The following is a 21,796-nucleotide window of genomic DNA, read 5'->3' on the forward strand; positions in this document are numbered from 1 at the left end:
GCAAGGGTTTTTCAATGCCTAAACTAATTAATCACCGAGGCTTCACCCTCATTGAATTGATGATTGTTATATCAATTATCGCTATCACTGCGATAGCGATAAGCCCTGCGCTGAAAAGTATGACAGCTAATAGTGTTGCAGAAAGACTGTTAGGCGAGTTGAGACTTGATCTAATGTTTGCTCGCAATCAGGCAATTTCATTGTCGAGGCCCATGGTAGTAACTCCTATTTCGAATAAATGGAGTAATGGATGGCAAGTATTTGATGGCGCAACCTTGCTACGCCAACGAGGTAGCGACGCAAATCCAATAACCGAAGTTGGTTATATTGCTTCTAATGATTTTAATAACGCAACACCTGTTGGTTTTGACCGCCGGGGTAGAGCAACAGCAACAGGCGATTTTACAATTGATGTAGTTAATTGTTCAGGGTCTCGTGAATACACTATCAGCATAAACCAAATAGGCCAAATTGTTGTCGTGGAGGGTGCATGCCTCAATTAACAAAGAATATGGCAGGTTTTAGCCTGATAGAGATTCTCGTAACCGTCGCCATTACAATTATTGGTTTAGTCGGACTTGCCTCTCTACAATTGCAAGTAACAAAATCCGTTGGCGATTCTGGTAATCGCTCTCAAGTAATTTGGATGCTTGAAGATCTATCAAATCGTATGAAAGCAAACCGTATTGCTCTTGCCGATTATAATACTGATGGAGATACCATCAGCTGTGATAATGCTCCAAAAATTTGCAGCGCCTACCACGATGGCAGTGCACGAGTGGAAGCAGATCTATCTTGCAGCAACACCGAACAGGCCCAATCCGACTTGTGGGAAGTCGCCTGTGGTTTTAATCCCGATGTTGATACTTATATAACAAAGAGTAGCGCGGTCGATTTTATTGCTGCTCCCCTCTTGAGTACTCAACTCAATGGCGGAGAAATTACTGTGACAATTAGCTGGGACACTCGAACCTCCGGTGTTAATGCGGACGGCGAATTGGTTTATGCCAACACAGATAGCCTAGCGAATTCGCGCACTAGCCTAACAATGGTGTACAACCCATGATGATACTCCGACACCAAGCTGGTATGACTTTAATAGAATTAATGATTGCCGGTTTACTAGGAATCATAATTACTTTTTTCGTGGTTAATATCATGGTGAACAGTAACTCTATTGCTTTGAACTCAAATACTGCAGGTCAATCACAAGAAGGCGGCCGTTTTATTATGAGCTGGCTTCAAGCTGAAAGCCGAAGAGCGGGATACTCTTCAATACCTGGATCAACTGAACAAATAAACCCATTTGCAGATAGATGTATTGCGGGTGCCGCTATTCCTCCCGCCGATGGAGGAAACTGCACGTACGAATCGACGGTGGGTATAGGCGATAATGATAGGCTCGCCATTCAATGGGTTTATAATCCCTCATCAACAACGGCTAGAGATCAACAAGATTGCACCGGAGCTGCCATAGTATTAGCAACCGAAACGTTACTTGTTGATGTTTACTGGATAGTAACCGGTGGGGCTAATAGTGGATATGACGACACCTTAAACTGCGTAACCTACAACGCAGACACAGGGATAGCATTGAATAATTCTCAATCTATCGCGGCTGGTATTATCGGAATGCAGGTTTTATACGGTGTTTCTACCGTGGCCACTGCAACGGATGAAACCAATGTATCGAGATATGTTAACGCCAGCCAAGTCGACCCTGATGCCAACATCGATGATGATGATGTCTGGGGCAGCGTGCAGGCGGTGAGAATAGCTCTGTTGACGCGGGCCTTTAGTGATTCTGGCCTTTCCGAAGAAAAACGCAGTTATATTTTACTTGATGCTAATCCTTACAGTTATGACGATAGAATTTCTCGTTACATTCAATTGTCCACGACAGCTTTGCCAAATAATTAGTATTCATATTTAACGGACAACATCAGAATGAATCAAAAAATAGCCGGCTTCACTCTAATGGAGCTGATGATTACGCTAGCCATCATTGCTATCATTGCCACCGTTGCGATGCCAAACTATTCTCGATATGTCCAGCGGGGAGGTCGCTCTGATGCTATAGCATCTATGCACGCTATCATGGCAGCCCAAGAACGTTATTATGGTGATAATGTTTCTTACACCAATGATCTGAAAGATCTTGGATATACAGATTCGACATTTACAACACCAAAAGCGTTTTACGTTATTTCCGCGCGCGTCTGTAGTGATAGTGAGGACAACGATACCCCACTAGCCTTCCCTTTAACACAATGTGTAGAACTCATAGCCACGGCTCAAAACAACCAGGCTAGTGATGGAAATCTTGTGATTAACTCATATGGACGACAGGACAGAAGGCTACCGGATGGAAGCCTCACTGACTGGTAATAAACTAAACGCTGTATACAGAAAGGCTTACAGCCTTTCTACAACATAGCCAAGTAATAAAAAAGGACGCCTAGGCGTCCTTTTACGTATCGACAGAAAGTCTCTAAAAATTAATCAAGGCTGACCATCTTCAGCTCTTTAGGCAGAGAGAATACGACATTTTCTTCCTGGCCTTGCAGCTCTTGTGGAGAGCTTCCGCCCAGCGCAATTAGCTTATCGACTACTTCTTTTACTAACACTTCAGGGGCTGACGCACCGGCAGTGATACCCACCGATTGCTTACCTTCTAACCATTCAGGTTTAATTTCAGAAGCATTATCAATAAGATAAGCTGCAGCTCCCATACGCTCACCCAGTTCGCGCAGGCGATTAGAATTAGAGCTATTTGGCGAGCCAACGACCAACATTAAATCACAGCTTTCGGCTAACGTTTTGACTGCATCTTGACGATTTTGCGTGGCATAGCAAATATCATTTTTGCGCGGACCCGTAATCTCAGAAAATTTCGCACGCAAAGCGTCGATGACACGCGCAGTGTCGTCCATCGATAAGGTAGTTTGCGTGACATACGATAACTTGTCAGGGTTATTGACTACCAGTGCGGCAACATCTTCTTCGTCTTCCACAAGGTAAATATGACCACCATTAGCGTAATCGTACTGACCCATGGTCCCTTCAACTTCAGGATGCCCCTTGTGGCCAATGAGAATGCACTCTCGCCCTTCTGCACTATAACGACTCACCTCAAGATGAACCTTAGTTACCAGAGGACAGGTCGCATCAAAGACTTTTAGTCCGCGTTGTTCTGCATTCTGACGCACGGCTTGTGATACACCATGCGCGGAAAAAATCACAATGCTGTTGTCTGGAACTTCATCAAGCTCATCAACAAAAATAGCACCGCGGTCGCGTAAGTCGTTCACCACAAATTTATTATGCACAACTTCATGACGAACATAGATAGGTGGTTCGAACAATTCTAATGCACGATTAACAATATCAATCGCGCGATCAACCCCAGCACAAAACCCGCGAGGATTTGCTAGTTTAATCTGCATTATAAACCTCCAGAATTTGTACTTCGAATAGGAGGGTTTTACCGGCTAATGGATGATTAAAATCAACCGATACCAAATCGCCAATCACGTCACTGATCAAGCCGGGCAACTCAGCACCTTGGGCATCCGCAAACGACACCATCAGACCAGGTGCCACAGGCATATCAGCAGGAAACGTCGAGCGTTTCATTTCTTGAATATTTTGCGGATTTAGCTGCCCAAACGCTTCTTCAGGCGGAACCGTAAATACTTTGTGATCGCCCGTCGTTAAGCCGATTAAGTAGGCTTCAAAACCCGGCAATAAATTACCATCACCAATAGTAAGCATTGGCGCTTCGCGCTCAAATGTTGAATCGACGGTTTGTTCATCACTGAACTTCAATGCAAAATGCAATTTAATGCGACTACCTGCTGCAATAATACCCAGTGACATACCATGCTCTCCTACTACTAAACAGATAAGGGATTAACACTCAGCCCTTGATTATTTCTCGCCTTTAAACATGTCACGAATGACATCGACACCCATTAAAATGGCGCCTAAAGTTATGGCCGAATCAGCAATGTTAAATGCCGGAAAATACGCGTTTTCCCAATGCACTGAAATAAAATCAATAACATGGCCAAACAATATTCGATCAATTAAATTACCAATAGCTCCACCCAATATTAAAGTAAGCGCCAAAGGTAATAACACGGCAGTACGCGGTAGACGCTTCAACCAAATAACCAACATGATTGATACACCAATGGATACTGTGGTGAAAAACCAGCGCTGCCAGCCAGACTCATCGGCTAAAAAGCTAAAGGCGGCACCCCTGTTATAAAGTAAGGTGAAATCCAACACAGGCAATACAAATACCGGATTGGCATATTCCAGTAGCGCCTCTGCCGTCTGTTTGGTGATCATATCAACCACGATCACCAATACAGATAACAATAACCACACCAAAGTACTTTTTAACGGCATGGCTTCCGGCGCATTATTCATAGTCATTATGCGAAGTGACGGATTTCGCCATCACCCTCAACGTTTTCGATACAACGACCACACAAGCTTGGATGCTGCGCATTCGCACCAATATCGGCACTGTGATGCCAGCAGCGTTCGCACTTCTCGTCGACAGAAGCCAATACACCCACTCGAATACCATCCAATTCGGTCTTTTCGCCACCTTCAGATGCTAGTGGCGCCAGCGTCACTTTAGAGGTTAATAAAACAAAACGTAATTCGTTGCCCAGTTTATTAAGTGCTGTGGTCTGCTGGTCGTTTGCAAATAATGTGACCTCAGCCCCTAAGCTCGCACCAATGACTTTCTCGGTACGTGCTTTTTCCAACACACCATTAACGGCGTCTTTAACGTCCATCAGGTTACGCCAATAAGCGTCGTTAAATTCGTTCGCCGCTATCGTTGGAAAACCGGTATACCACTCGGCTAATTGTGCAGATTCTTCACGTTCACCCGGTAATACCTGCCAAATTTCTTCAGCGGTAAATGATAAAATCGGGGCAATCCAACGTGCCATGGCCTCTACCACATGATAGAGGGCGGTTTGCGCACTGCGACGTGCGAGACCATCACTCTTACAGGTGTACTGACGATCTTTAATCACATCAAGATAAAAACCGCCTAATTCTGTCACACAGAAATTCATCAGGGTTTTCGTCAGAGTTTTTAAATCGTAGCGTTGATACAGAGCAACAATTTTATCTTGCAGGCGCTGAGTGTAATCCACCATCCAAGCATCAAGTGGCAATAAGTCTTCGCCAGACACCATGTCCGTTGCTGGATTAAAGCCATTGATATTCGCCAACAAAAAACGACAGGTGTTACGCACACGGCGATAGGCATCGGCATTGCGATTTAAGATAACGTCAGATACTGACATTTCACCACTATAGTCAGTGTCTGCAACCCACCAACGTAAGATATCACCGCCGAGTTTATTCATTACAGTTTGTGGATCGACAGTATTACCAATCGATTTCGACATTTTCTTGCCGTCGCCATCCACTGTAAAGCCATGGGTTAGCGCCGTTTTATAGGGTGCTTTGCCATAAGCTGCGACGCTGGTTAACAGCGAGCTTTGGAACCAACCACGATGTTGATCTGAGCCTTCTAAATATAAATCGGCAGGCATTTGCAATTCAGCACGCTTCATCAATACCGCGGTATGGGTAACACCCGAGTCGAACCAAACATCGAGAGTATCTACGACTTTAACGTAGTCGGCAGCTTCGTCGCCCAAAAGCTCGCTAGCTTCTAGCTCGAACCAAGCTTCAATACCCGCTTGCTCAACTTTCTTGGCAACTAATTCAATTAATTCAGGCGTACGCGGATGTAATTCACTGGTGTCTTTATGCACAAATAATGCAATTGGCACGCCCCAAGTACGCTGACGCGATATACACCAATCTGGGCGATCTTTCATCATTCCTTCGATACGAGCCTTACCCCAGCTAGGACGCCACTCAACGGTATTCTCAACTTCATTCATTGCCTGATCGAGCAAGCCCGCTTGGTTCATACTGATAAACCACTGTGGGGTTGCACGGAAAATAATCGGCGTTTTATGGCGCCAGCAATGTGGGTAGCTGTGAGTAATGTTGGCTTTTTTAACCAAAGCACCACGTTCAGCCAATAAACCTAAAACTCGGAAGTTACCTTTATCGGCCGTACTTAAACCAGTCAATTCCAATGCTTCGAGTGCGGCATTTGCAATAAAATTACCACTGCCATCAACCAGCATTTCATCCGACTTAACACCGTAAACCGCAGACACCACATAATCGTCTACACCGTGCATTGGCGCGGTATGCACGGCACCCGTACCTGAATCGGCGGTAACGTGATCACCAGTAATGACGGGGACAAATTTATCACTGCCTTCAGCACTTGGCATAAAAGGATGTTTAACCACGAATGGCGCACTGGCTTGTTCCGGCAATTGACCAAACGCCGCACCACGAGCAGTCGCAAGCACTTCGACATCATCAACACCTAAGCCATAACGTTGCACAGCGTCATCGACTAAGTCGGTTGCTAACACTAGTACTTCGTCGGCTTCTTTCAACAGCACTAACGAATATTCTAAATTCGGATGAACAGAAACCGCTTCATTTGCCGGCAAGGTCCAAGGTGTCGTCGTCCAGATAACGATACTGATGGTTTTTTCTGCAACTGCAGCGTCTGCACCAAATGCCGCAACCAGCGTTGCGGTATCTTTAAATGCAAACTTCACATCAATAGCGATGGATTTTTTATCTTGGTATTCCACTTCGGCTTCAGCCAAAGCTGAACCACAGTCACTGCACCAGTTAACCGGCTTAAAGCCTTTGTGCAAATGACCGTTATCAATGATTTTGCCAAGCGTACGGATGATGTCGGCTTCGAAATTAAAATTCATAGTCAGATATGGATTTTCCCAATCACCTAACACCATTAAACGTTTAAAATCGCGACGCTGACCATCTACTTGCTCTGCGGCATACTCGCGGCAATGCTTACGGAATTCGCTGGCGGTAACGTTAACGCCCACCTTGCCCACTTTTTCTTCCACTTTTAATTCAATTGGCAAACCATGACAGTCCCAACCAGGAACATAAGGCGCATCTTTACCGCTCAAGGTTTGTGACTTAACGATAATGTCTTTCAGAATTTTATTAACGGCGTGACCAATATGAATGTTGCCATTCGCGTATGGAGGGCCATCGTGCAGAATAAACTGATCACGCCCAGCTCGTGCCTGACGAATTTTGTGATACAAGCCCATAGCTTCCCAGCGCGCTAGCATCTCCGGCTCGCGTTGTGCCAAATTACCGCGCATAGGAAACTCGGTATCTGGTAGATTCAGGGTCGCTTTGTATTGGCTTTCCACTTTATCGTTCATAATTGGTCACTTAATCTGAAATTCTAAAATCGGAATGAATTCGAGCGCGCTGCAAAAAAATGGCGCGCTGCGTTTTTATCGGCTTCAATCGCATTCTTTAATGCGGTTAAGTCAGCAAATTTTTGTTCGTCGCGAATTTTATGTTGAAATTCGACCGTCAAATGCTCTTGGTATAAATTGCCAGAAAAGCCCAATAAATGGACTTCCAACGACGGTTCTGGCACGCCCGCGACGGTTGGTTTAACACCTACATTAGCCACCGCTAAATAATGTTCACCTTTTTCTTCATGGGTCACGTGTACCGCATACACACCGTGCAAAGGTAACTTTTCGCGATGAATCATCACATTGGCTGTTGGGGTTCCTATCGTTCGCCCTAACTGGCGCCCCCAAGCAACACGACCACTCATACGATAATCACGGCCCAGTAACTGGGCAACACGACGAAGATTATTCGCTACTAGCTCACGGCGAACCCGAGTGCTACTCACACGCTCATCATCGTATTCGAACGTTGGTGTATCTTGCACACCAAAACCATGCAGCTCACCCGCACCAACTAACGCAGAGTAATCACCACTGCGATCACAACCAAAACGGAAATCATCACCAACAATAAGATGACGAATATCCAATGCCGCGAGCAAAATATCATTGATAAAGGCATCGGCGGACATTGAGCGTAGTGCTTGGTTAAATGGCAGACACAAAACGTAATCAACGCCATGCGCCGCTAAGTCTTGCAGTTTTTCGCGTAAATTCGCCAACCGAGCAGGTGCCGATTCAGGTGCAAAAAACTCGCGTGGTTGCGGCTCAAATAACATCACCAGTGTGGGCATCTGCAACCGATCGGCGACATCGCGCAACGACTGCAAAATATTTTGGTGGCCAAGATGCAAACCATCGAAATTGCCAATGGTGGCAACGCAGCCACCAAAGTCTGAAGGTATGTTGTGTAGGCCACGTAAAAGGCGCATCGGCGCTCCCAGACCAGTGAAAATTACGGGTTAAAACAAAGGGCCGAATTATAGCCAACCTAAGCGGCTGGGGACAGTCGTTTCGACCTTTCTAGATGCCGCAACAATGACATCCGAAGGGCATCTTAGGCCATACAGAAAGACGACGCCCCAGAACAGTAGGTGAACTTAGAACAACTGCCCGCGAAGGTGACGCATACGCATGCCGGCACCAATTAATACGGCGAAATAAACCGCCACACCGGCTCCAACCACCGCCGACATCCACCCAATACGCTGCCATGTGCCCCATACTAGCCACTGTTCAGCATCACCCATCATCCACCAAACCGGCGCTCTCAATAAGCCATTCGAAGCGACCAGCAAGGCAATGAACTTCTTCCAACCCGGTTGTAAGGTATATGCTCCCTGCTTGCGCAAGCCGCGATAGAGCATGTAGACGTTGTAATACGCCGACAAAGACGTCGCCAACGCCAAACCGGCGTGCTGAAAGGGGCCAACTAAGGCAAGGTTGAGGACCATATTCACCACCATCGCCTGAATACCGATTTTAACTGGAGTCTTAGTATCCTGACGGGCGTAGTAGCCGGGGGCTAAAATCTTAATCATCATAAAAGCGAGCAAACCAACAGCGTAAGCTTGCAAGCTCAAGGTCATTTTACCGACGTCGTAAGCAGTCACTTCTCCATGATAAAAAATGGTCGACATCAATGGCATCGCGAGTACAACAAGCGCTAAAGCCGCCGGAGTAGCCAGCAAAAAGACCATGCGTACCGCCCAATCTAAGGTACGAGAAAAAGCTTGCTGATTATTATCAGCATGACGCCCCGACAGAGCCGGTAAAATCACCACGCCGATCGCGATGGCAAAAATCCCCAACGGCAAATTATTTAAGCGGTCGGAGTAGTACAACCAGCTCACACTACCGTCTTCCAGAAAGGACGCCAGCAAGGTATCGAGCAGCAAGTTGATCTGACTTACTGATACGCCAAACAAGGCCGGAATCATCAGAGTAATAATCCGCCCGACCCCTTCGGCCTTGGGCTCGTAACGCGGCGCCACCAATAACCCCAAACGCGCAACGAACGGTAATTGAAATACCAACTGCATAAGGCCTGCTATAAACACCCCCCACGCCAACGCATAAAGCGGCTCAGCAAACCAATCCGTCATGACTAAAGTCGAAAAAATCAAACAGAGATTGAGTAGCACCGGCGTAAACGCAGGAATAGCAAAGCGCCCGTAGGCATTCAATACGCTGCTGGCGAACGCCGTCAGCGAGATAAAGAGCAAGTAAGGGAAAGTAATACGCAGCAAATCGGCCGTTAAGGCGAACTTTTCCGGATCGGAGCGAAAACCGGGAGCGAAAATCCAAGGCAGATAATCCGACAACGCCAGAGCTGCGACAGTCACACCCAGTAAGGCTAAACCTAAAACACCAGACACTTGGGCAATCAGCAAGCGTACTTCATCAAGGGTGCGCTGCTTACGATATTCACTCAGCACAGGAACGAAGGCAACTGAAAAGGCGCCCTCGGCGAATAAACGGCGAAAGAAATTAGGGATTTTAAAAGCGACAAAAAAAGCATCGGCGCGCGCACCAAAATACTGGGCAACCACCACATCACGAACCAAACCTAAAACTCGACTTAATAGCGTCATCACGCTGACGATAGACGAAGAGCGCAATAAGCTTCGACCCGCTACCTTATCCGTACTTTTTTCCGAACTGTTTTCTGTCATGCCAATCTCCGTTACAACACGCCGCCCCAGCGCTTTAGCACGCAAACAAAAAAACCCGCCATTGGCGGGTTTTTGCTTCGAACTGAAAAAAATTAACCTTTCAGTGCGAAAACCTTAGCATTCAAACGGCTTTTGATGCGACCAGCGGTGTTCTTATGAAGAATACCTTTGTTCACCATCTTGTCGATGTAAGGTTGTGCTTTAGTAAACGAAGCTTGTGCTTGATCGTAATCAGAAGTTGCAACAGCTGAATGTACTTTCTTGATGTAAGTACGAACCATTGTACGGAATGCTACGGTACGAGCGCGACGATTGATAGCCTGACGGGCGCGTTTACGAGAACCAGCGGAATTTGCCACAGTCGGCTCCTCAAATTGGGTTGATGTTAAATCTCAGAGGGCCGAGATTATCCAGACATACGGCGCAACTGTCAACAGCAGTTACCACATCGAATGACGAATAGCTCAAGCCCAGGTGTTTATTAGTCAATAATGACTTTTTCAAATGACTTCACTAGATCATCCACTGCTTTCATTTGAGCTAAGTAAGGCTCTAATTTATCAAGTGGCAATGCACAAGGTCCGTCACATTTAGCCTCTGCAGGGTTTGGATGAGCTTCAAGGAACAAACCACCAATACCTAACGCCATACCAGAACGCGCTAATTCAAACGCTTGCTGGCGACGACCATCAGCAGAATCGGTACGACCACCCGGACGCTGCAACGCATGCGTTGCATCGAAAATAACCGGAGCCATGGCTTTCATATCATTCATACCCAACATATCAACAACTAAGTTGTTGTAGCCGAACGACGAGCCACGCTCACATAACATCACACGCTGATTACCGGCTTCGGCGAACTTGGTGATGATATGACGCATTTCATGCGGCGCTAAAAATTGTGGTTTTTTTACATTGATGGCAGCGCCAGTTTTGGCCATCGCGACTACAAGATCCGTTTGACGGGCCAAAAACGCCGGCAACTGAATCACATCGACGATTTCTGCAACCGGAGCAGCCTGATAAGGTTCATGTACGTCGGTAATAATCGGCACATTAAAGGTCTTTTTGATTTCTTCAAAAATCTTTAAACCTTCATCCATACCAGGACCGCGATATGAGTTGATCGAAGAGCGATTCGCCTTATCAAACGAGGCTTTAAATACGTACGGAATACCTAATTTCTCGGTAATTTTGACGTATTGCTCGCATATACTCATCGCCAAATCGCGGCTTTCTAAAACGTTCATGCCGCCAAATAATACGAATGGCGCGTCGTTACCGACTTCAATTCCGCCAACGTTAACTGTTTCGATCATGAGAAACTAGCTCCCTTTATCCTATAGGCTTGGTCACACCAAGCAGTAAAAAATTAATTACAGAACCACCAAATTGTCGCGGTGAATCATTTCCGGTTCTGCCACAAAACCTAACGCTTGCTCTAAACCAGACGTCGGCGTGCGTAAAATTTTCAGCGCCTCGTCACGGCTGTAGTTTACCAGACCCTTGGCTACAAGTTCGCCCTGCTGATTGCGACATGCGACAACCTGCCCACGACTAAAACGCCCGTTAGCCGCAACAACGCCAATCGGCAGCAAACTGCGGCCACCGTCACGCAGCGCTTTAATCGCGCCGTCATCAAGCACCAGCTCGCCGTGAGTCTGCAAATGACCAGCAATCCACTGCTTACGCGCAACAACAGGTTCTTTGTCCGCCAACAACAGGGTACCCAATACTTCACCGGCGCGTAAACGTGTGAGCACATTCTCAATGCGACCACCTACGATCAAGGTATCGGCACCCGAACGCGCTGCCAGTGTCGCGGCTCGCACTTTAGTCACCATGCCACCACGACCCAATGCACCACCACCGCCAGCCATAGCGGCAAATTGCGGATTCGAGGCTTGGCCTTCGGCGATTAACTCTGCATCTGGGTTACTACGTGGATCAGCGGTGAACAAGCCTTGCTGGTCAGTCAAAATAACCAACAAATCGGCTTCAATTAAATTTGCAACGAGTGCGCCCAGCGTATCATTGTCACCAAAGCAAATTTCGTCAGTCACAACCGTGTCGTTTTCATTGATCACAGGCACAACGCCAAGATCCAACAAGGTACGCAGCGTAGAACGGGCATTGAGATAACGCTTACGATCACTTAAATCGTCATGCGTAAGAAGAATTTGCGCGGTGTGGCGCTTATGCCTGGAAAATGCAGTTTCATAGGCGTGCACCAACCCCATCTGCCCAACGGCTGCAGCGGCCTGCAATTGATGGATTTGCTCTGGGCGTTTTTTCCAGCCTAGGCGCGTCATACCTTCGGCAACAGAGCCCGATGATACCAGCACGACCTCATGCCCTTGCGCCAGCAAGGCGGCAATTTGATCCACCCAGCTTTGCATACCGGAACGATTCAGACCCTGACCATCGTTTGTCAAAAGGGCACTGCCGATTTTAATAACCCAGCGTTTAGCGCCTGCAAGACGCTTGCGGGATTCTTGCCACTGCTCCGCGCTCATCTATGTGATCTGCTCATTGATGGAGTAAAAAAGACGTATTTTCTCGCGACCGATAACAAATTTGTTATTCGGTCATCCACACCACTTCAACATCATGATCATCATCGTCGTCATCATCGCGTTTAGCCGCTTTACGCGCTTCACGTTCAAGACGATGCTTTTCATACAAGGCTTCAATATGTTCACGCGCTTCAATCTCAACCTGCTCGCGCTCAGCCAGCATTCTTTCTGCGAATTCTTCATCTTCTTCAGCACGTACTTTACGCGCTTCGATGTATTCCATAATGTCGCAGCTTAACGGGAATGTACCCTCTTTGATAATCGCAGCAATGCGATATACCGGACCTTCCCACTGCAACTTATCAACCACGGCCTGACAGCGAGCTTCACGCTCTTCTTCTGGCACCATATCGAGTTTATTCAATACCAACCAACGATCACGTTGAGCTAAACCCGGTGAGAATTGTTGCAACTCATTAGAAATCGCCATGACATTATCAGCCGGATCAGAATCATCAAACGGTGCCATATCAACAATATGCAGCAGTAAGTGAGTACGCACTAAGTGCTTCAAGAAACGCGTACCCAGACCTGCACCTTCCGATGCACCTGGAATTAATCCCGGAATATCGGCAATCACAAAACTGCGATGTTGCTCGATAGATACCACACCTAAGTTTGGTACCAACGTGGTAAATGGATAATCAGCGACTTTCGGCGTAGCAGCGGATACTGAACGAATAAAGGTCGACTTACCGGCATTCGGCAAGCCCAACAAGCCAACATCAGCGAGCACTTTTAGCTCAAGCTTAACGTTACGTGACTCACCAGTCTGACCCGGTTTCGTTTGACGCGGCGCTTGGTTGGTACTGGATTTATAACGGGTATTACCCAAACCATGGAAACCGCCGCGCACAATCATTAGGCGCTGACCAATTTCGGTTAGATCCCCAAGTGTCTCACCAGTATCTTCGTCAATCGCAGTCGTACCGACAGGCACAGGCAAAATCAAATCTTCGCCTTTAAAACCAGTACAGTTACGACTTGAACCATTTTTACCGTTTTGAGCACGATGGCGACGCGCATAGCGATAGTCGATCAAAGTGTTCATGCTGTCATCGGCTTCTAGAAAGACCGAGCCACCATCACCACCATCACCACCGTCTGGTCCACCCTTTGGGATGAATTTCTCACGACGGAAGCTCATACAGCCATTGCCGCCATCACCCGCTTCAACGGTAATACGTGCCTCATCGACGAATTTCATGCCTTTCCTCTCTTAAAATGCAAACAAAAACGCCCCAACTGCGCGCAGTCAGGGCGTTTGAACAAGGTTCTTACAACTTACGCTGCTGGAACGATGCTTACAGTCTTACGTCCGTTCGCACCTTTCACTTCGAATTTCACTGCGCCAGCGGCGGTAGCGAATAAAGTGTGGTCACGACCGATTTTTACGTTCTCTCCAGCGTGGAAACGAGTGCCACGTTGACGAACGATAATGCTACCTGCTTTAGCAGCTTGACCACCAAACAGTTTGACACCTAAGCGTTTACTTTCGGAATCACGACCGTTACGGGTACTACCACCAGCCTTCTTGTGAGCCATAATCTTTCTCCTTCTGTGGGGTCACTGCAACACTGCGGATGCGGCGGTTTGGCCAACCAACACGGGCCCCGGAATTCAAATTAAATGATATTAGCCAGCGATGCTGGTGATTTTCAACTCTGTGAACCACTGACGGTGGCCCATTTGCTTCATGTGGTGCTTACGACGCTTGAACTTCAAGATCTTCACTTTTTTGTGACGACCATGGTTGATGATCTCAGCAATCACTTTCGCACCTTCAACAACCGGAGCACCGATCTTAACGTCATCGCCGTTACCGATCAGCAGAACTTTTTCTAGCTCAATGCTTTCACCAGTTGCAACTTCCAGTTTTTCAACTTTCAGTGTTTGCCCTTCTTCTACACGGGATTGCTTACCGCCAGTTACTACGACTGCGTACATTGTACGTATCTCCGCTTCATTACTTGGCTGCTACTTTAACGGCCTGCTTCTACTGGTAACGCTCTGGTTTCCATATGGCAGGGAGCAGAATTTCGGGGCGCGAGACTATACCGCAGCCTACAATTCCTTGCAACCCTAACTAAGATACTTTCTTGACACCGGCGACGCCTCTCCCTAGCATTTGCGACATTATTACTCAGGCTCTCCAACATGCAGATAAAAGATGTGCTGGCCGTCGTCAATGACGAGTTCAAATCGGTAGACCAATTAATCAACGAACAGCTCGCTTCTCGCGTCCCCTTGGTTGAAAAAATTGCCGACTACATCGTCTCTAGTGGTGGCAAACGTATTCGTCCGCTTTTGGTGCTAATGAGCGCCAAAGCATTAGGAAATTGCGACGCTCAGGCCGTTAAGCTAGCCACGGTTATTGAGTTTCTGCACACCGCAACACTGCTGCACGATGATGTCGTAGATACCTCAGATATGCGCCGCGGCAATCCGACTGCCAATGCGAAATGGGGCAATGCACCGAGTGTATTGGTCGGCGACTTTTTATACAGCCGCGCGTTTCAAATGATGGTTGAACTAGGCTCGTTGCCGGTGATGAATATTTTATCCAGCGCTACCTGCATTATCGCTGAAGGTGAAGTTTTGCAGCTCACCAATGTGAAAAATCCAGATCTAACCGAAGCTCAGTACATGGACGTTATTCATGGCAAGACCGCCATGTTATTTGAAGCATCGACGCATTCTGCTGCCGCCCTACTCAATTGCCCAGCTGCGCAAGCCAAGGCGCTGCAAGAATATGGCAAAGAACTCGGCATGGCGTTTCAATTGGTTGATGACCTACTTGATTACGAAGGCGATGCAGTCGCTATGGGGAAAAACGTCGGCGACGATTTAGCTGAAGGTAAAGTTACCCTGCCACTGATTCACGCCATGGCCAATGCAACAGAAGACGAGTCTCGCCTTATTCGCCAAGCGATTCGTAAAGGTGGTTTAGACGATATGCAATCTGTTTTCGCTATCATCCAAAAGACAAAATCACTCGACTATACTCGCCAAAAAGCCTACGAATGCGCAGATCGTGCACAGCAACATTTGGAACTTCTAGCTGACTCCGAAGCCAAACAAGCGCTTAATGCTTTGGCAATGATTGCCGTACAACGCAATACCTAATTCAAAAAACTCAGTCATCCCGATGTACATAGGACGCGATAATGAAGTTGAAGTCAGGTCGTTCAAGAATCAAACTTTGGGGATGGCATCTACTGGCGGTGCTTTGCTTGGCAATGACAAGCTCGCTCGGCCATGCGGGATTACTTGATGCATTTACCGACAAAAACGCCGATGCAGAATTTCTTCCTGTGGGGCAAGCCTTTCCACTATCCACCAGCAGCAGTAACGGTACAGTCACTGCCGAGTGGCGCAATGCCGATGGCTATTATCTGTACAAGCATCGTATTTATTTACAGCAAGGCGACATCAAGTTAGAGCCTGCGAGCTATTCCCAAGCCGGCAAAGCGAAACAAGATGAAGCCTTTGGAGACGTGATCGCGTTTTATCATGATCTAGAGGTCATATTCGATACGCGATCACTCAACTCAGGAACCGCAGTTCTGCACTATCAAGGGTGTGCCGATGCCGGCCTGTGCTATCCGCCACAACGAGAGAATGTCGAAGTTATTGCGCCTCAAAATACGCCTACGCAAGCAATCACTGCCAAGACACCCCAATCAATAACGCCCACCGAACCCAACACATCTAGCTGGTTTAGTGGCCGCTCATGGGGCGCGGTTGTCGGTATATTTTTCATACTAGGCCTAGGGCTGACGTTTACGCCCTGCGTGTTACCTATGGTGCCGATATTAACCAGTGTTGTGCTTGGCCAAGGTAATACCTCAGGTAAGCGCGGCTTTTTACTGTCGAGTACTTATGTTTTAGGCATGGCACTCACCTACGCCGGCGCAGGTTTAACTGTTGGGCTGTTAGGCGCCGGTGCCAATGTTCAAGCTTGGATGCAAACACCTTGGGTATTGATCGTCTTTGCCGGTTTATTTAGCTTGCTCGCATTAGCTATGTTTGGTGTGTACGAGTTGCAATTACCATCTGGGCTTCGCAATCGTTTAAATAACCTAAACCAAGGACAAAAAGGTGGCCGTTGGTTCAGTGTTTTCATCATGGGGATTTTATCAGCGCTCGTGGTTTCACCTTGTGTTTCTGCACCACTGGCGGGTGCACTAGTCTACTTGAGCACGACGGGTGACGCCTTACTGGGCGGTAGCGCTTTATTGGCGCTCGGATTGGGCATGGGTGCTCCATTGATTGTTTTAGGCACGACGGGCGCTTCTGTGCTGCCAAAAGCGGGCGCTTGGATGAATCAAATCAAAGCACTGTTCGGCATCCTCTTACTCGGCGTGGCCATCTGGCTACTAAGCCGCATCATACCCGCGACTTGGGTGCTATTACTGTGGGGCTTACTAGCCTTGGTGTATGGCATAAGCCTAGGTGCTCTTGAGCAAGCGAACAATGGTAGCCAACGGGTAATTAAAGGCTTTGCTTTAGTTTTAGTATTGTACGGTGCCTGCGCTCTAATAGGCGCCTTACAAGGTAACGACGACCCTCTACAGCCACTAGCGTCGCAATATCAGTCGGCACAATCCGTGGCCGAACAAGCGGCGACACATGCACCTTTTACTCGACTCACATCTGTTACCGAGCTTGAACGCATCATAGCCAACGAAGCCAAACCGGTTATGGTCGATTTTTATGCCGACTGGTGTATTAGCTGTAAAGTGATGGAGAAGGAAGTATTCGAACAAGCGGACGTCATTCAGGCTCTGTCGCATATACGCTGGGTACAATTGGATGTCACCGATCAAACCGCCGAACACATTGCGTTTATGCAGCAACATGCTGTCTTTGGTCCGCCATCTATGCTGTTTTTCAGCGCCGGTAACGAGCAAAGCAATGCGCGTCTAATCGGAGAGGCGACTAAATCCGAATTTACTCAACATGTGCTAATGCACCTCCCCAAAAGTCAGTAAATTATCGACATAGCTGACAACAATGCTTACCGGCACTTGAAATAACATAACCGATACCGCATATAGTGACTGTTCGCCATTTTCCGGAGCTTTCCATGCATTACACTTGTCCTTACTGTGCCGCTATTAACCGCTTACCTGCCGATAAAGCAGCACAAGAGGCACAATGCGGCCGATGCAAAAAGTTATTATTCGACGGCAAGCCAGTCGAATTGAGCGACACCAACTTTAATCGCTTCCTGGCCAAAAACGATCTCCCTATCGTTGTCGACTTTTGGGCTAGTTGGTGCGGACCATGTCAGATGATGGGGCCGATATTCAAACAAGTATGTGGTCAAATGCAGTATCAACTACGTTTTGCCAAGGTGAACACAGAACACGCTCAGGCTACTAGTGCGCAACTTGGCATTCGCAGCATTCCAACACTGATTATGTTTCAAGGTGGAAAAGAGATAGACCGCTTAGCTGGAGCATTACCAGCCCCGCAGCTAACGCAGTGGATTCAACAAGCACTGGTGAAAGCTCAGCAAAACCACTAACTCATGCGGCGCTGTACGATGTCCTCTAAGGTTTTAACAATTGGCTGCAAGGCATCAGACCAACGCAAAGCCTCGCGATAATTATCATCAACTTGGGCAACATAATGCTCGATTAACTCAAACAAGCTCCCTTCTTGGCTTGGATTAAGATTAAGCAGAAGGAGCTGATCTTGCAGATCAATGACCATGTCTTGACGCATATGAGCAGCGCTGCGGGTTTGCTCGGCTTGGCTATCGCGAATATGTGCTAACGCTGCCCGCACATCCGTTACGGTGAGCAATAGTACTTGCTGAAGCTTCATCTTAGCCTCTGTTTTCATCATGCGAACACGCGCTTCAGTGGCACTTAACAACACGCACAAATGATCTTTAATACGCCCATAACGCGACAAATCTTGATCTGGAATATTCTTGATCAGTAGCGAGGCATTGGGGTAATTAACAATCATGCGTCGCCCAAACTCCATGATGCGCCGCTCATGCTGTGCCGACAGTAAAAGCTCGATTTCTAATTCACTGACTTCGGAATTCAAAACAAAATACGCGGCTTTGTCGCTGACCTCTTCCGTATTCGGCCAAAAAGCGACCACAGCTTTTAAGCCAAAACTCGACAGCAAGGTTAATAAAGCATCGGCCAGAGTCGCTTGCGAGTTACTAAAAGAAATCTGTTCCATAAAACGCACAATTTCGCCCTGCTCTGCAGAGTGAGTCATCGCTTCAAATGCCGCTTGGCGCGATTCTTCAACGGTAGATATCAATTCTCGGCGATAGCCTTGCTGCGTCAAAATGCGCAGCACCTTAGCTTGTAGCTCATTCATATCAAAAGGCTTTGTTATGAAGTCGTCGCCACCAGCCTCATATCCGGCAATGCGTCCCGTCAAGGTAGTATCACCGGATATAAAAATAACAGGGACATTCTGTGTTTGTGGCTGCGCACGCAATTGCCGACAGATTTCATAACCGCTAATTTCATCAATTTGCACGTCGAGCAAAATACAATCGTACGCTGTATCCAAAGAATTCAAGAACTCGTCCGATGTTGTAAAGCCAGATACATCAAATTCGCTCAATGTACGCTTTACTAAAAATACTGCTCCGGGCTCATCATCCAGCACCGCCACCTTTCCAAGCCCCATTGCATTCCCCAACATCGAATACGATTAATACCAGTCATACTAGGGATAGCACAGAATTTATAGTTAACGTTCGATCATTAATAACTTTGACACTATTCCTCCCTTCACATACCCATTAACACCTTAGTATTTTCTAGTGAAATGATTGCGACTAGCGGAAAGCTGACTTGTATCAATTCACTCGGCGAACATATGGGTAAGCTGAAGGCAGATAACAAGGAGATACTATATGACTACTGTTGAACACCACGACTTACACCACGACTTCCCAGAAATGAGCGAGCAAATTCGTAGCTTGAAAATGAAGGATCGCCATTTTGCTCGTTTGTTTGATGAGTACCACGAGCTTGATCGTGAAGTACGTAAAATCGAAGAAGATGTTGAGCCAACATCAGATGACCACTTGGAGCAATTAAAAATGCGCCGCGTGCATTTAAAAGACGACCTGTACACCATGCTCAAGCAAGCCTAATACGGTCAGTCGCTATAATCGAGCTACAAGAAAAAAGGGAGGCGAAAGCCTCCCTTTTTTATTCGTACTCTTTAACTATATCAGTCTAGACCGCCTACGTTCTCACCCTGCGCTTGCAGGTCAGCATGGTAAGAAGAGCGCACCATAGGACCGCTATTCACACGCACAAAGCCTAAACTCTTGGCTATTTCACCTAGTTCACGAAATTCTTCCGGTGTCGCAAAACGCTTCACTGGCGAGTGATTTCGACTCGGCTGCAAATATTGACCTAAGGTAATGTGATCAATATCGTGCGCGCGCATATCGTGCATCACTTCAATCACCTCTTCGTTGGTTTCACCCAACCCCAACATCAAGCCCGACTTAGTAATAACATTCGGTTGACGTTGCTTGTACTGCTTAAGCAAATCCAATGACCACTGATAATCCGAACCCGGACGACATTCTTTGTATAAGCGCGGCACGGTTTCTAAATTATGGTTAAAAACATCCGGCGGCGTAGCACTAAGAATATCCAACGCCACGTCCATACGACCACGAAAATCCGGAACTAATGTTTCGATCTGAATACTTGGGCTATGCTCACGAGTTAAACGAATACAATCGGCAAAATGCTGAGCGCCACCATCACGTAAATCGTCGCGATCCACTGAAGTAATCACCACATAACGCAATGCCATATCGGCAATCGCAGTGGCCAAATTTAGAGGTTCATCGACATCCAATGGATTCGGTCGACCGTGACCCACATCGCAAAACGGGCAACGACGAGTACAGATATCGCCCATAATCATAAAGGTTGCAGTACCACCACCAAAACACTCGCCGAGATTAGGGCAGCTGGCTTCTTCGCATACCGTATGCAGCTTATGCTTACGTAACTTTTGCTTTATCTCATTAATCTTTGGTGTTGCCGGAATACGCACACGAATCCAATCAGGTTTACGTGGCATATCATCGGTAGGGATAACCTTAATTGGTATGCGCGCAACTTTATCGGCACCTCGCAGCTTTTCGCCCTGCACTACTTTTGGCTTATCGCTCATGTTCTTCTCCGGGCTCTTCTGCACTAGTTACGGCAATACCGTTAGACGATGTTAGTTCACGCAACAAATGACGCTGTAAATTTTCAGATACGGTATCAAAATCAAATCCAATGTCATCGCTACCATTAGAGGATGCAGCAATTTCATCAACGATTTGAGTCATTTCCATCCCAGCATAACCGCATGGGTTAATACGCTGAAATGGCTGTAAATCCATATTGATGTTCAAAGATAGCCCATGAAAAGAGCAGCCATTACGAATTCTTAAACCAAGTGAGGCTATTTTTTTAGCCCCGACATAAACACCAGGTGCGTCCTCTCGCGGAGCAGACTGAATCCCCATATCTCCCAAGCAAGCTACAAGAGCACGCTCAATCGCCGCTACAAGCTGCCTCGGGCCCCAGACCTTACGTTTGAGATCAATTAACAGATAAACAACCAGCTGGCCAGGACCGTGGTACGTAACTTGGCCACCGCGATCAGTTTGAATAACTGGAATATCACCAGCCATAAGAACGTGTTCTGCTTTTCCGGCCTGACCTTGAGTGAACACGGGAAAGTGCTGTAAAAACCATAGTTCGTCGGCGCTATTTGCATCGCGTGACTCTGTCGTTGCGACCATATCGTCGTATACGCTTTGATAATCACACAAACCTAACTGACGAATCCGCAATTACATCACCATATGAACGTGTTCGCACGAGGACAAATCGCGGTGAATATTCTCAAGCTGCTGCACGCCAGTTGCCGTTATATAAACAGTGATTGAACGAAAACGTCCATTGCTGCTTTCTTTCACTTTAATGATCTCTAAATCAAGATCGGGTGCATGCACTCGAATAATATCGGCAACAATCTGCTCGTAGCCGTCTACTCCTTTGCCCACGATCTTAATCGGATAGTTTGGACAAGGGAATTCTATTTTAGGAGCGTCTGGCTGGCTCACGGGGATACCTCAGAGTGCGATAATGAGG

General features: G+C 47.1%; 24 protein-coding genes. 8 read left to right on the forward strand and 16 right to left on the reverse strand.

Annotation, left to right across the window (positions count from 1 at the left end; translation table 11 throughout):
- The first annotated feature begins 14 nt into the window (after positions 1 to 14).
- From UXZ23_RS00520 to UXZ23_RS00535, 4 genes are read left to right on the forward strand one after another with little or no spacing between them, the layout of a single operon-like run.
- Positions 15 to 503 (forward strand): GspH/FimT family protein, encoded by a 489-nt coding sequence (locus tag UXZ23_RS00520; RefSeq protein WP_041588511.1) that lies wholly within the window; start codon positions 15 to 17, stop codon positions 501 to 503.
- A complete protein-coding gene (pilV, locus tag UXZ23_RS00525) occupies positions 491 to 1,066 on the forward strand; it encodes a type IV pilus modification protein PilV (protein ID WP_051052422.1) in 576 nt (191 codons plus the stop codon). Before UXZ23_RS00520 ends, pilV begins: the two co-directional genes overlap by 13 nt.
- Positions 1,063 to 1,920 carry a PilW family protein gene (locus tag UXZ23_RS00530; protein WP_041588512.1) on the forward strand — a complete coding sequence of 286 codons (858 nt, stop codon included), beginning with the start codon at positions 1,063 to 1,065 and terminating at the stop codon, positions 1,918 to 1,920. Before pilV ends, UXZ23_RS00530 begins: the two co-directional genes overlap by 4 nt.
- A 27-nt stretch (positions 1,921 to 1,947) precedes the next feature.
- Positions 1,948 to 2,388 carry a type IV pilin protein gene (locus tag UXZ23_RS00535; RefSeq protein ID WP_015487981.1) on the forward strand — a complete coding sequence of 147 codons (441 nt, stop codon included), beginning with the start codon at positions 1,948 to 1,950 and terminating at the stop codon, positions 2,386 to 2,388.
- A 110-nt stretch (positions 2,389 to 2,498) separates the two neighbouring features.
- On the opposite strand, the gene ispH is transcribed toward UXZ23_RS00535, so the two are convergent.
- The 12 genes from ispH to rplU all read right to left on the reverse strand — a co-directional run bounded on the left by ispH (position 2,499) and on the right by rplU (position 14,582).
- Positions 2,499 to 3,446, reverse strand: coding sequence for a 4-hydroxy-3-methylbut-2-enyl diphosphate reductase (ispH, locus tag UXZ23_RS00540; RefSeq protein ID WP_320818711.1), 948 nt, complete (start codon positions 3,444 to 3,446; stop codon positions 2,499 to 2,501).
- Positions 3,436 to 3,879, reverse strand: coding sequence for a peptidylprolyl isomerase (locus UXZ23_RS00545; protein ID WP_320818712.1), 444 nt, complete (start codon positions 3,877 to 3,879; stop codon positions 3,436 to 3,438). Before UXZ23_RS00545 ends, ispH begins: the two co-directional genes overlap by 11 nt.
- Before the next feature lie 51 nt (positions 3,880 to 3,930).
- On the reverse strand, positions 3,931 to 4,443 hold the full coding sequence (gene lspA / locus UXZ23_RS00550) for a signal peptidase II (RefSeq protein ID WP_320818713.1): 513 nt from the start codon (positions 4,441 to 4,443) through the stop codon (positions 3,931 to 3,933).
- Positions 4,443 to 7,337 carry an isoleucine--tRNA ligase gene (ileS, locus tag UXZ23_RS00555; RefSeq protein ID WP_320818714.1) on the reverse strand — a complete coding sequence of 965 codons (2,895 nt, stop codon included), beginning with the start codon at positions 7,335 to 7,337 and terminating at the stop codon, positions 4,443 to 4,445. Before ileS ends, lspA begins: the two co-directional genes overlap by 1 nt.
- Positions 7,338 to 7,360: 23 nt before the next feature.
- Positions 7,361 to 8,314: a bifunctional riboflavin kinase/FAD synthetase gene (ribF, locus tag UXZ23_RS00560; protein WP_320818715.1), complete on the reverse strand. Its 954-nt coding sequence runs from the start codon at positions 8,312 to 8,314 to the stop codon at positions 7,361 to 7,363.
- Positions 8,315 to 8,482: 168 nt separating this feature from the next.
- Entirely contained in the window at positions 8,483 to 10,057 is a 1,575-nt protein-coding gene (murJ, locus tag UXZ23_RS00565) for a murein biosynthesis integral membrane protein MurJ (RefSeq protein ID WP_320818716.1), read from the reverse strand.
- A gap of 92 nt (positions 10,058 to 10,149) precedes the next feature.
- The gene (rpsT, locus tag UXZ23_RS00570) at positions 10,150 to 10,416 is read right to left on the reverse strand and encodes a 30S ribosomal protein S20 (protein WP_320818717.1); all 267 of its coding nucleotides are present in this window, start codon (positions 10,414 to 10,416) and stop codon (positions 10,150 to 10,152) included.
- Positions 10,417 to 10,538: 122 nt separating this feature from the next.
- Positions 10,539 to 11,378, reverse strand: a complete 840-nt coding sequence (gene kdsA / locus UXZ23_RS00575; protein ID WP_320818718.1) for a 3-deoxy-8-phosphooctulonate synthase — start codon at positions 11,376 to 11,378, stop codon at positions 10,539 to 10,541.
- Between the two features lie 57 nt (positions 11,379 to 11,435).
- Positions 11,436 to 12,575, reverse strand: coding sequence for a glutamate 5-kinase (gene proB / locus UXZ23_RS00580; protein WP_320818719.1), 1,140 nt, complete (start codon positions 12,573 to 12,575; stop codon positions 11,436 to 11,438).
- A gap of 64 nt (positions 12,576 to 12,639) precedes the next feature.
- Complete coding sequence (cgtA, locus tag UXZ23_RS00585; protein WP_320818720.1) at positions 12,640 to 13,842, reverse strand: Obg family GTPase CgtA; 1,203 nt, start codon at positions 13,840 to 13,842, stop codon at positions 12,640 to 12,642.
- A gap of 77 nt (positions 13,843 to 13,919) precedes the next feature.
- Entirely contained in the window at positions 13,920 to 14,180 is a 261-nt protein-coding gene (gene rpmA / locus UXZ23_RS00590; RefSeq protein ID WP_015487992.1) for a 50S ribosomal protein L27, read from the reverse strand.
- A 90-nt stretch (positions 14,181 to 14,270) separates the two neighbouring features.
- Positions 14,271 to 14,582, reverse strand: a complete 312-nt coding sequence (gene rplU, locus UXZ23_RS00595; RefSeq protein WP_320818721.1) for a 50S ribosomal protein L21 — start codon at positions 14,580 to 14,582, stop codon at positions 14,271 to 14,273.
- A 210-nt stretch (positions 14,583 to 14,792) separates the two neighbouring features.
- Between rplU and UXZ23_RS00600 the strand changes: the two genes are divergently transcribed.
- The 3 genes from UXZ23_RS00600 to trxC all read left to right on the forward strand — a co-directional run bounded on the left by UXZ23_RS00600 (position 14,793) and on the right by trxC (position 18,168).
- Positions 14,793 to 15,761, forward strand: coding sequence for a polyprenyl synthetase family protein (locus UXZ23_RS00600; protein ID WP_320818722.1), 969 nt, complete (start codon positions 14,793 to 14,795; stop codon positions 15,759 to 15,761).
- A gap of 41 nt (positions 15,762 to 15,802) precedes the next feature.
- The gene (gene dsbD / locus UXZ23_RS00605) at positions 15,803 to 17,629 is read left to right on the forward strand and encodes a protein-disulfide reductase DsbD (protein ID WP_320818723.1); all 1,827 of its coding nucleotides are present in this window, start codon (positions 15,803 to 15,805) and stop codon (positions 17,627 to 17,629) included.
- A gap of 95 nt (positions 17,630 to 17,724) precedes the next feature.
- Positions 17,725 to 18,168, forward strand: coding sequence for a thioredoxin TrxC (gene trxC / locus UXZ23_RS00610; RefSeq protein WP_320818724.1), 444 nt, complete (start codon positions 17,725 to 17,727; stop codon positions 18,166 to 18,168).
- Here the strand turns inward: trxC and UXZ23_RS00615 are convergent.
- Complete coding sequence (locus tag UXZ23_RS00615) at positions 18,165 to 19,304, reverse strand: response regulator transcription factor (RefSeq protein ID WP_320818725.1); 1,140 nt, start codon at positions 19,302 to 19,304, stop codon at positions 18,165 to 18,167. The genes trxC and UXZ23_RS00615 overlap by 4 nt on opposite strands.
- Positions 19,305 to 19,533: 229 nt before the next feature.
- On the opposite strand from UXZ23_RS00615, the gene UXZ23_RS00620 reads away from it, so the two are divergent.
- Entirely contained in the window at positions 19,534 to 19,776 is a 243-nt protein-coding gene (locus UXZ23_RS00620) for a YdcH family protein (protein ID WP_320818726.1), read from the forward strand.
- An 80-nt stretch (positions 19,777 to 19,856) separates the two neighbouring features.
- Here the strand turns inward: UXZ23_RS00620 and lipA are convergent, their stop codons facing one another.
- Genes lipA through UXZ23_RS00635 form a run of 3 tightly spaced genes read right to left on the reverse strand, consistent with a single transcriptional unit; the run spans position 19,857 to position 21,768 of the window.
- Positions 19,857 to 20,822 (reverse strand): lipoyl synthase, encoded by a 966-nt coding sequence (gene lipA / locus UXZ23_RS00625; RefSeq protein ID WP_320818727.1) that lies wholly within the window; start codon positions 20,820 to 20,822, stop codon positions 19,857 to 19,859.
- Complete coding sequence (lipB, locus tag UXZ23_RS00630) at positions 20,812 to 21,495, reverse strand: lipoyl(octanoyl) transferase LipB (protein WP_320818728.1); 684 nt, start codon at positions 21,493 to 21,495, stop codon at positions 20,812 to 20,814. The genes lipA and lipB overlap by 11 nt, the downstream gene beginning before the upstream one ends.
- Entirely contained in the window at positions 21,496 to 21,768 is a 273-nt protein-coding gene (locus UXZ23_RS00635; protein ID WP_320818729.1) for a DUF493 domain-containing protein, read from the reverse strand. It lies immediately after the preceding gene.
- Positions 21,769 to 21,796: the final 28 nt, after the last annotated feature.

It is taken from the genome of Thalassolituus sp. (assembly GCF_034111725.1).
Taxonomy (GTDB): domain Bacteria; phylum Pseudomonadota; class Gammaproteobacteria; order Pseudomonadales; family Oceanobacteraceae; genus Thalassolituus.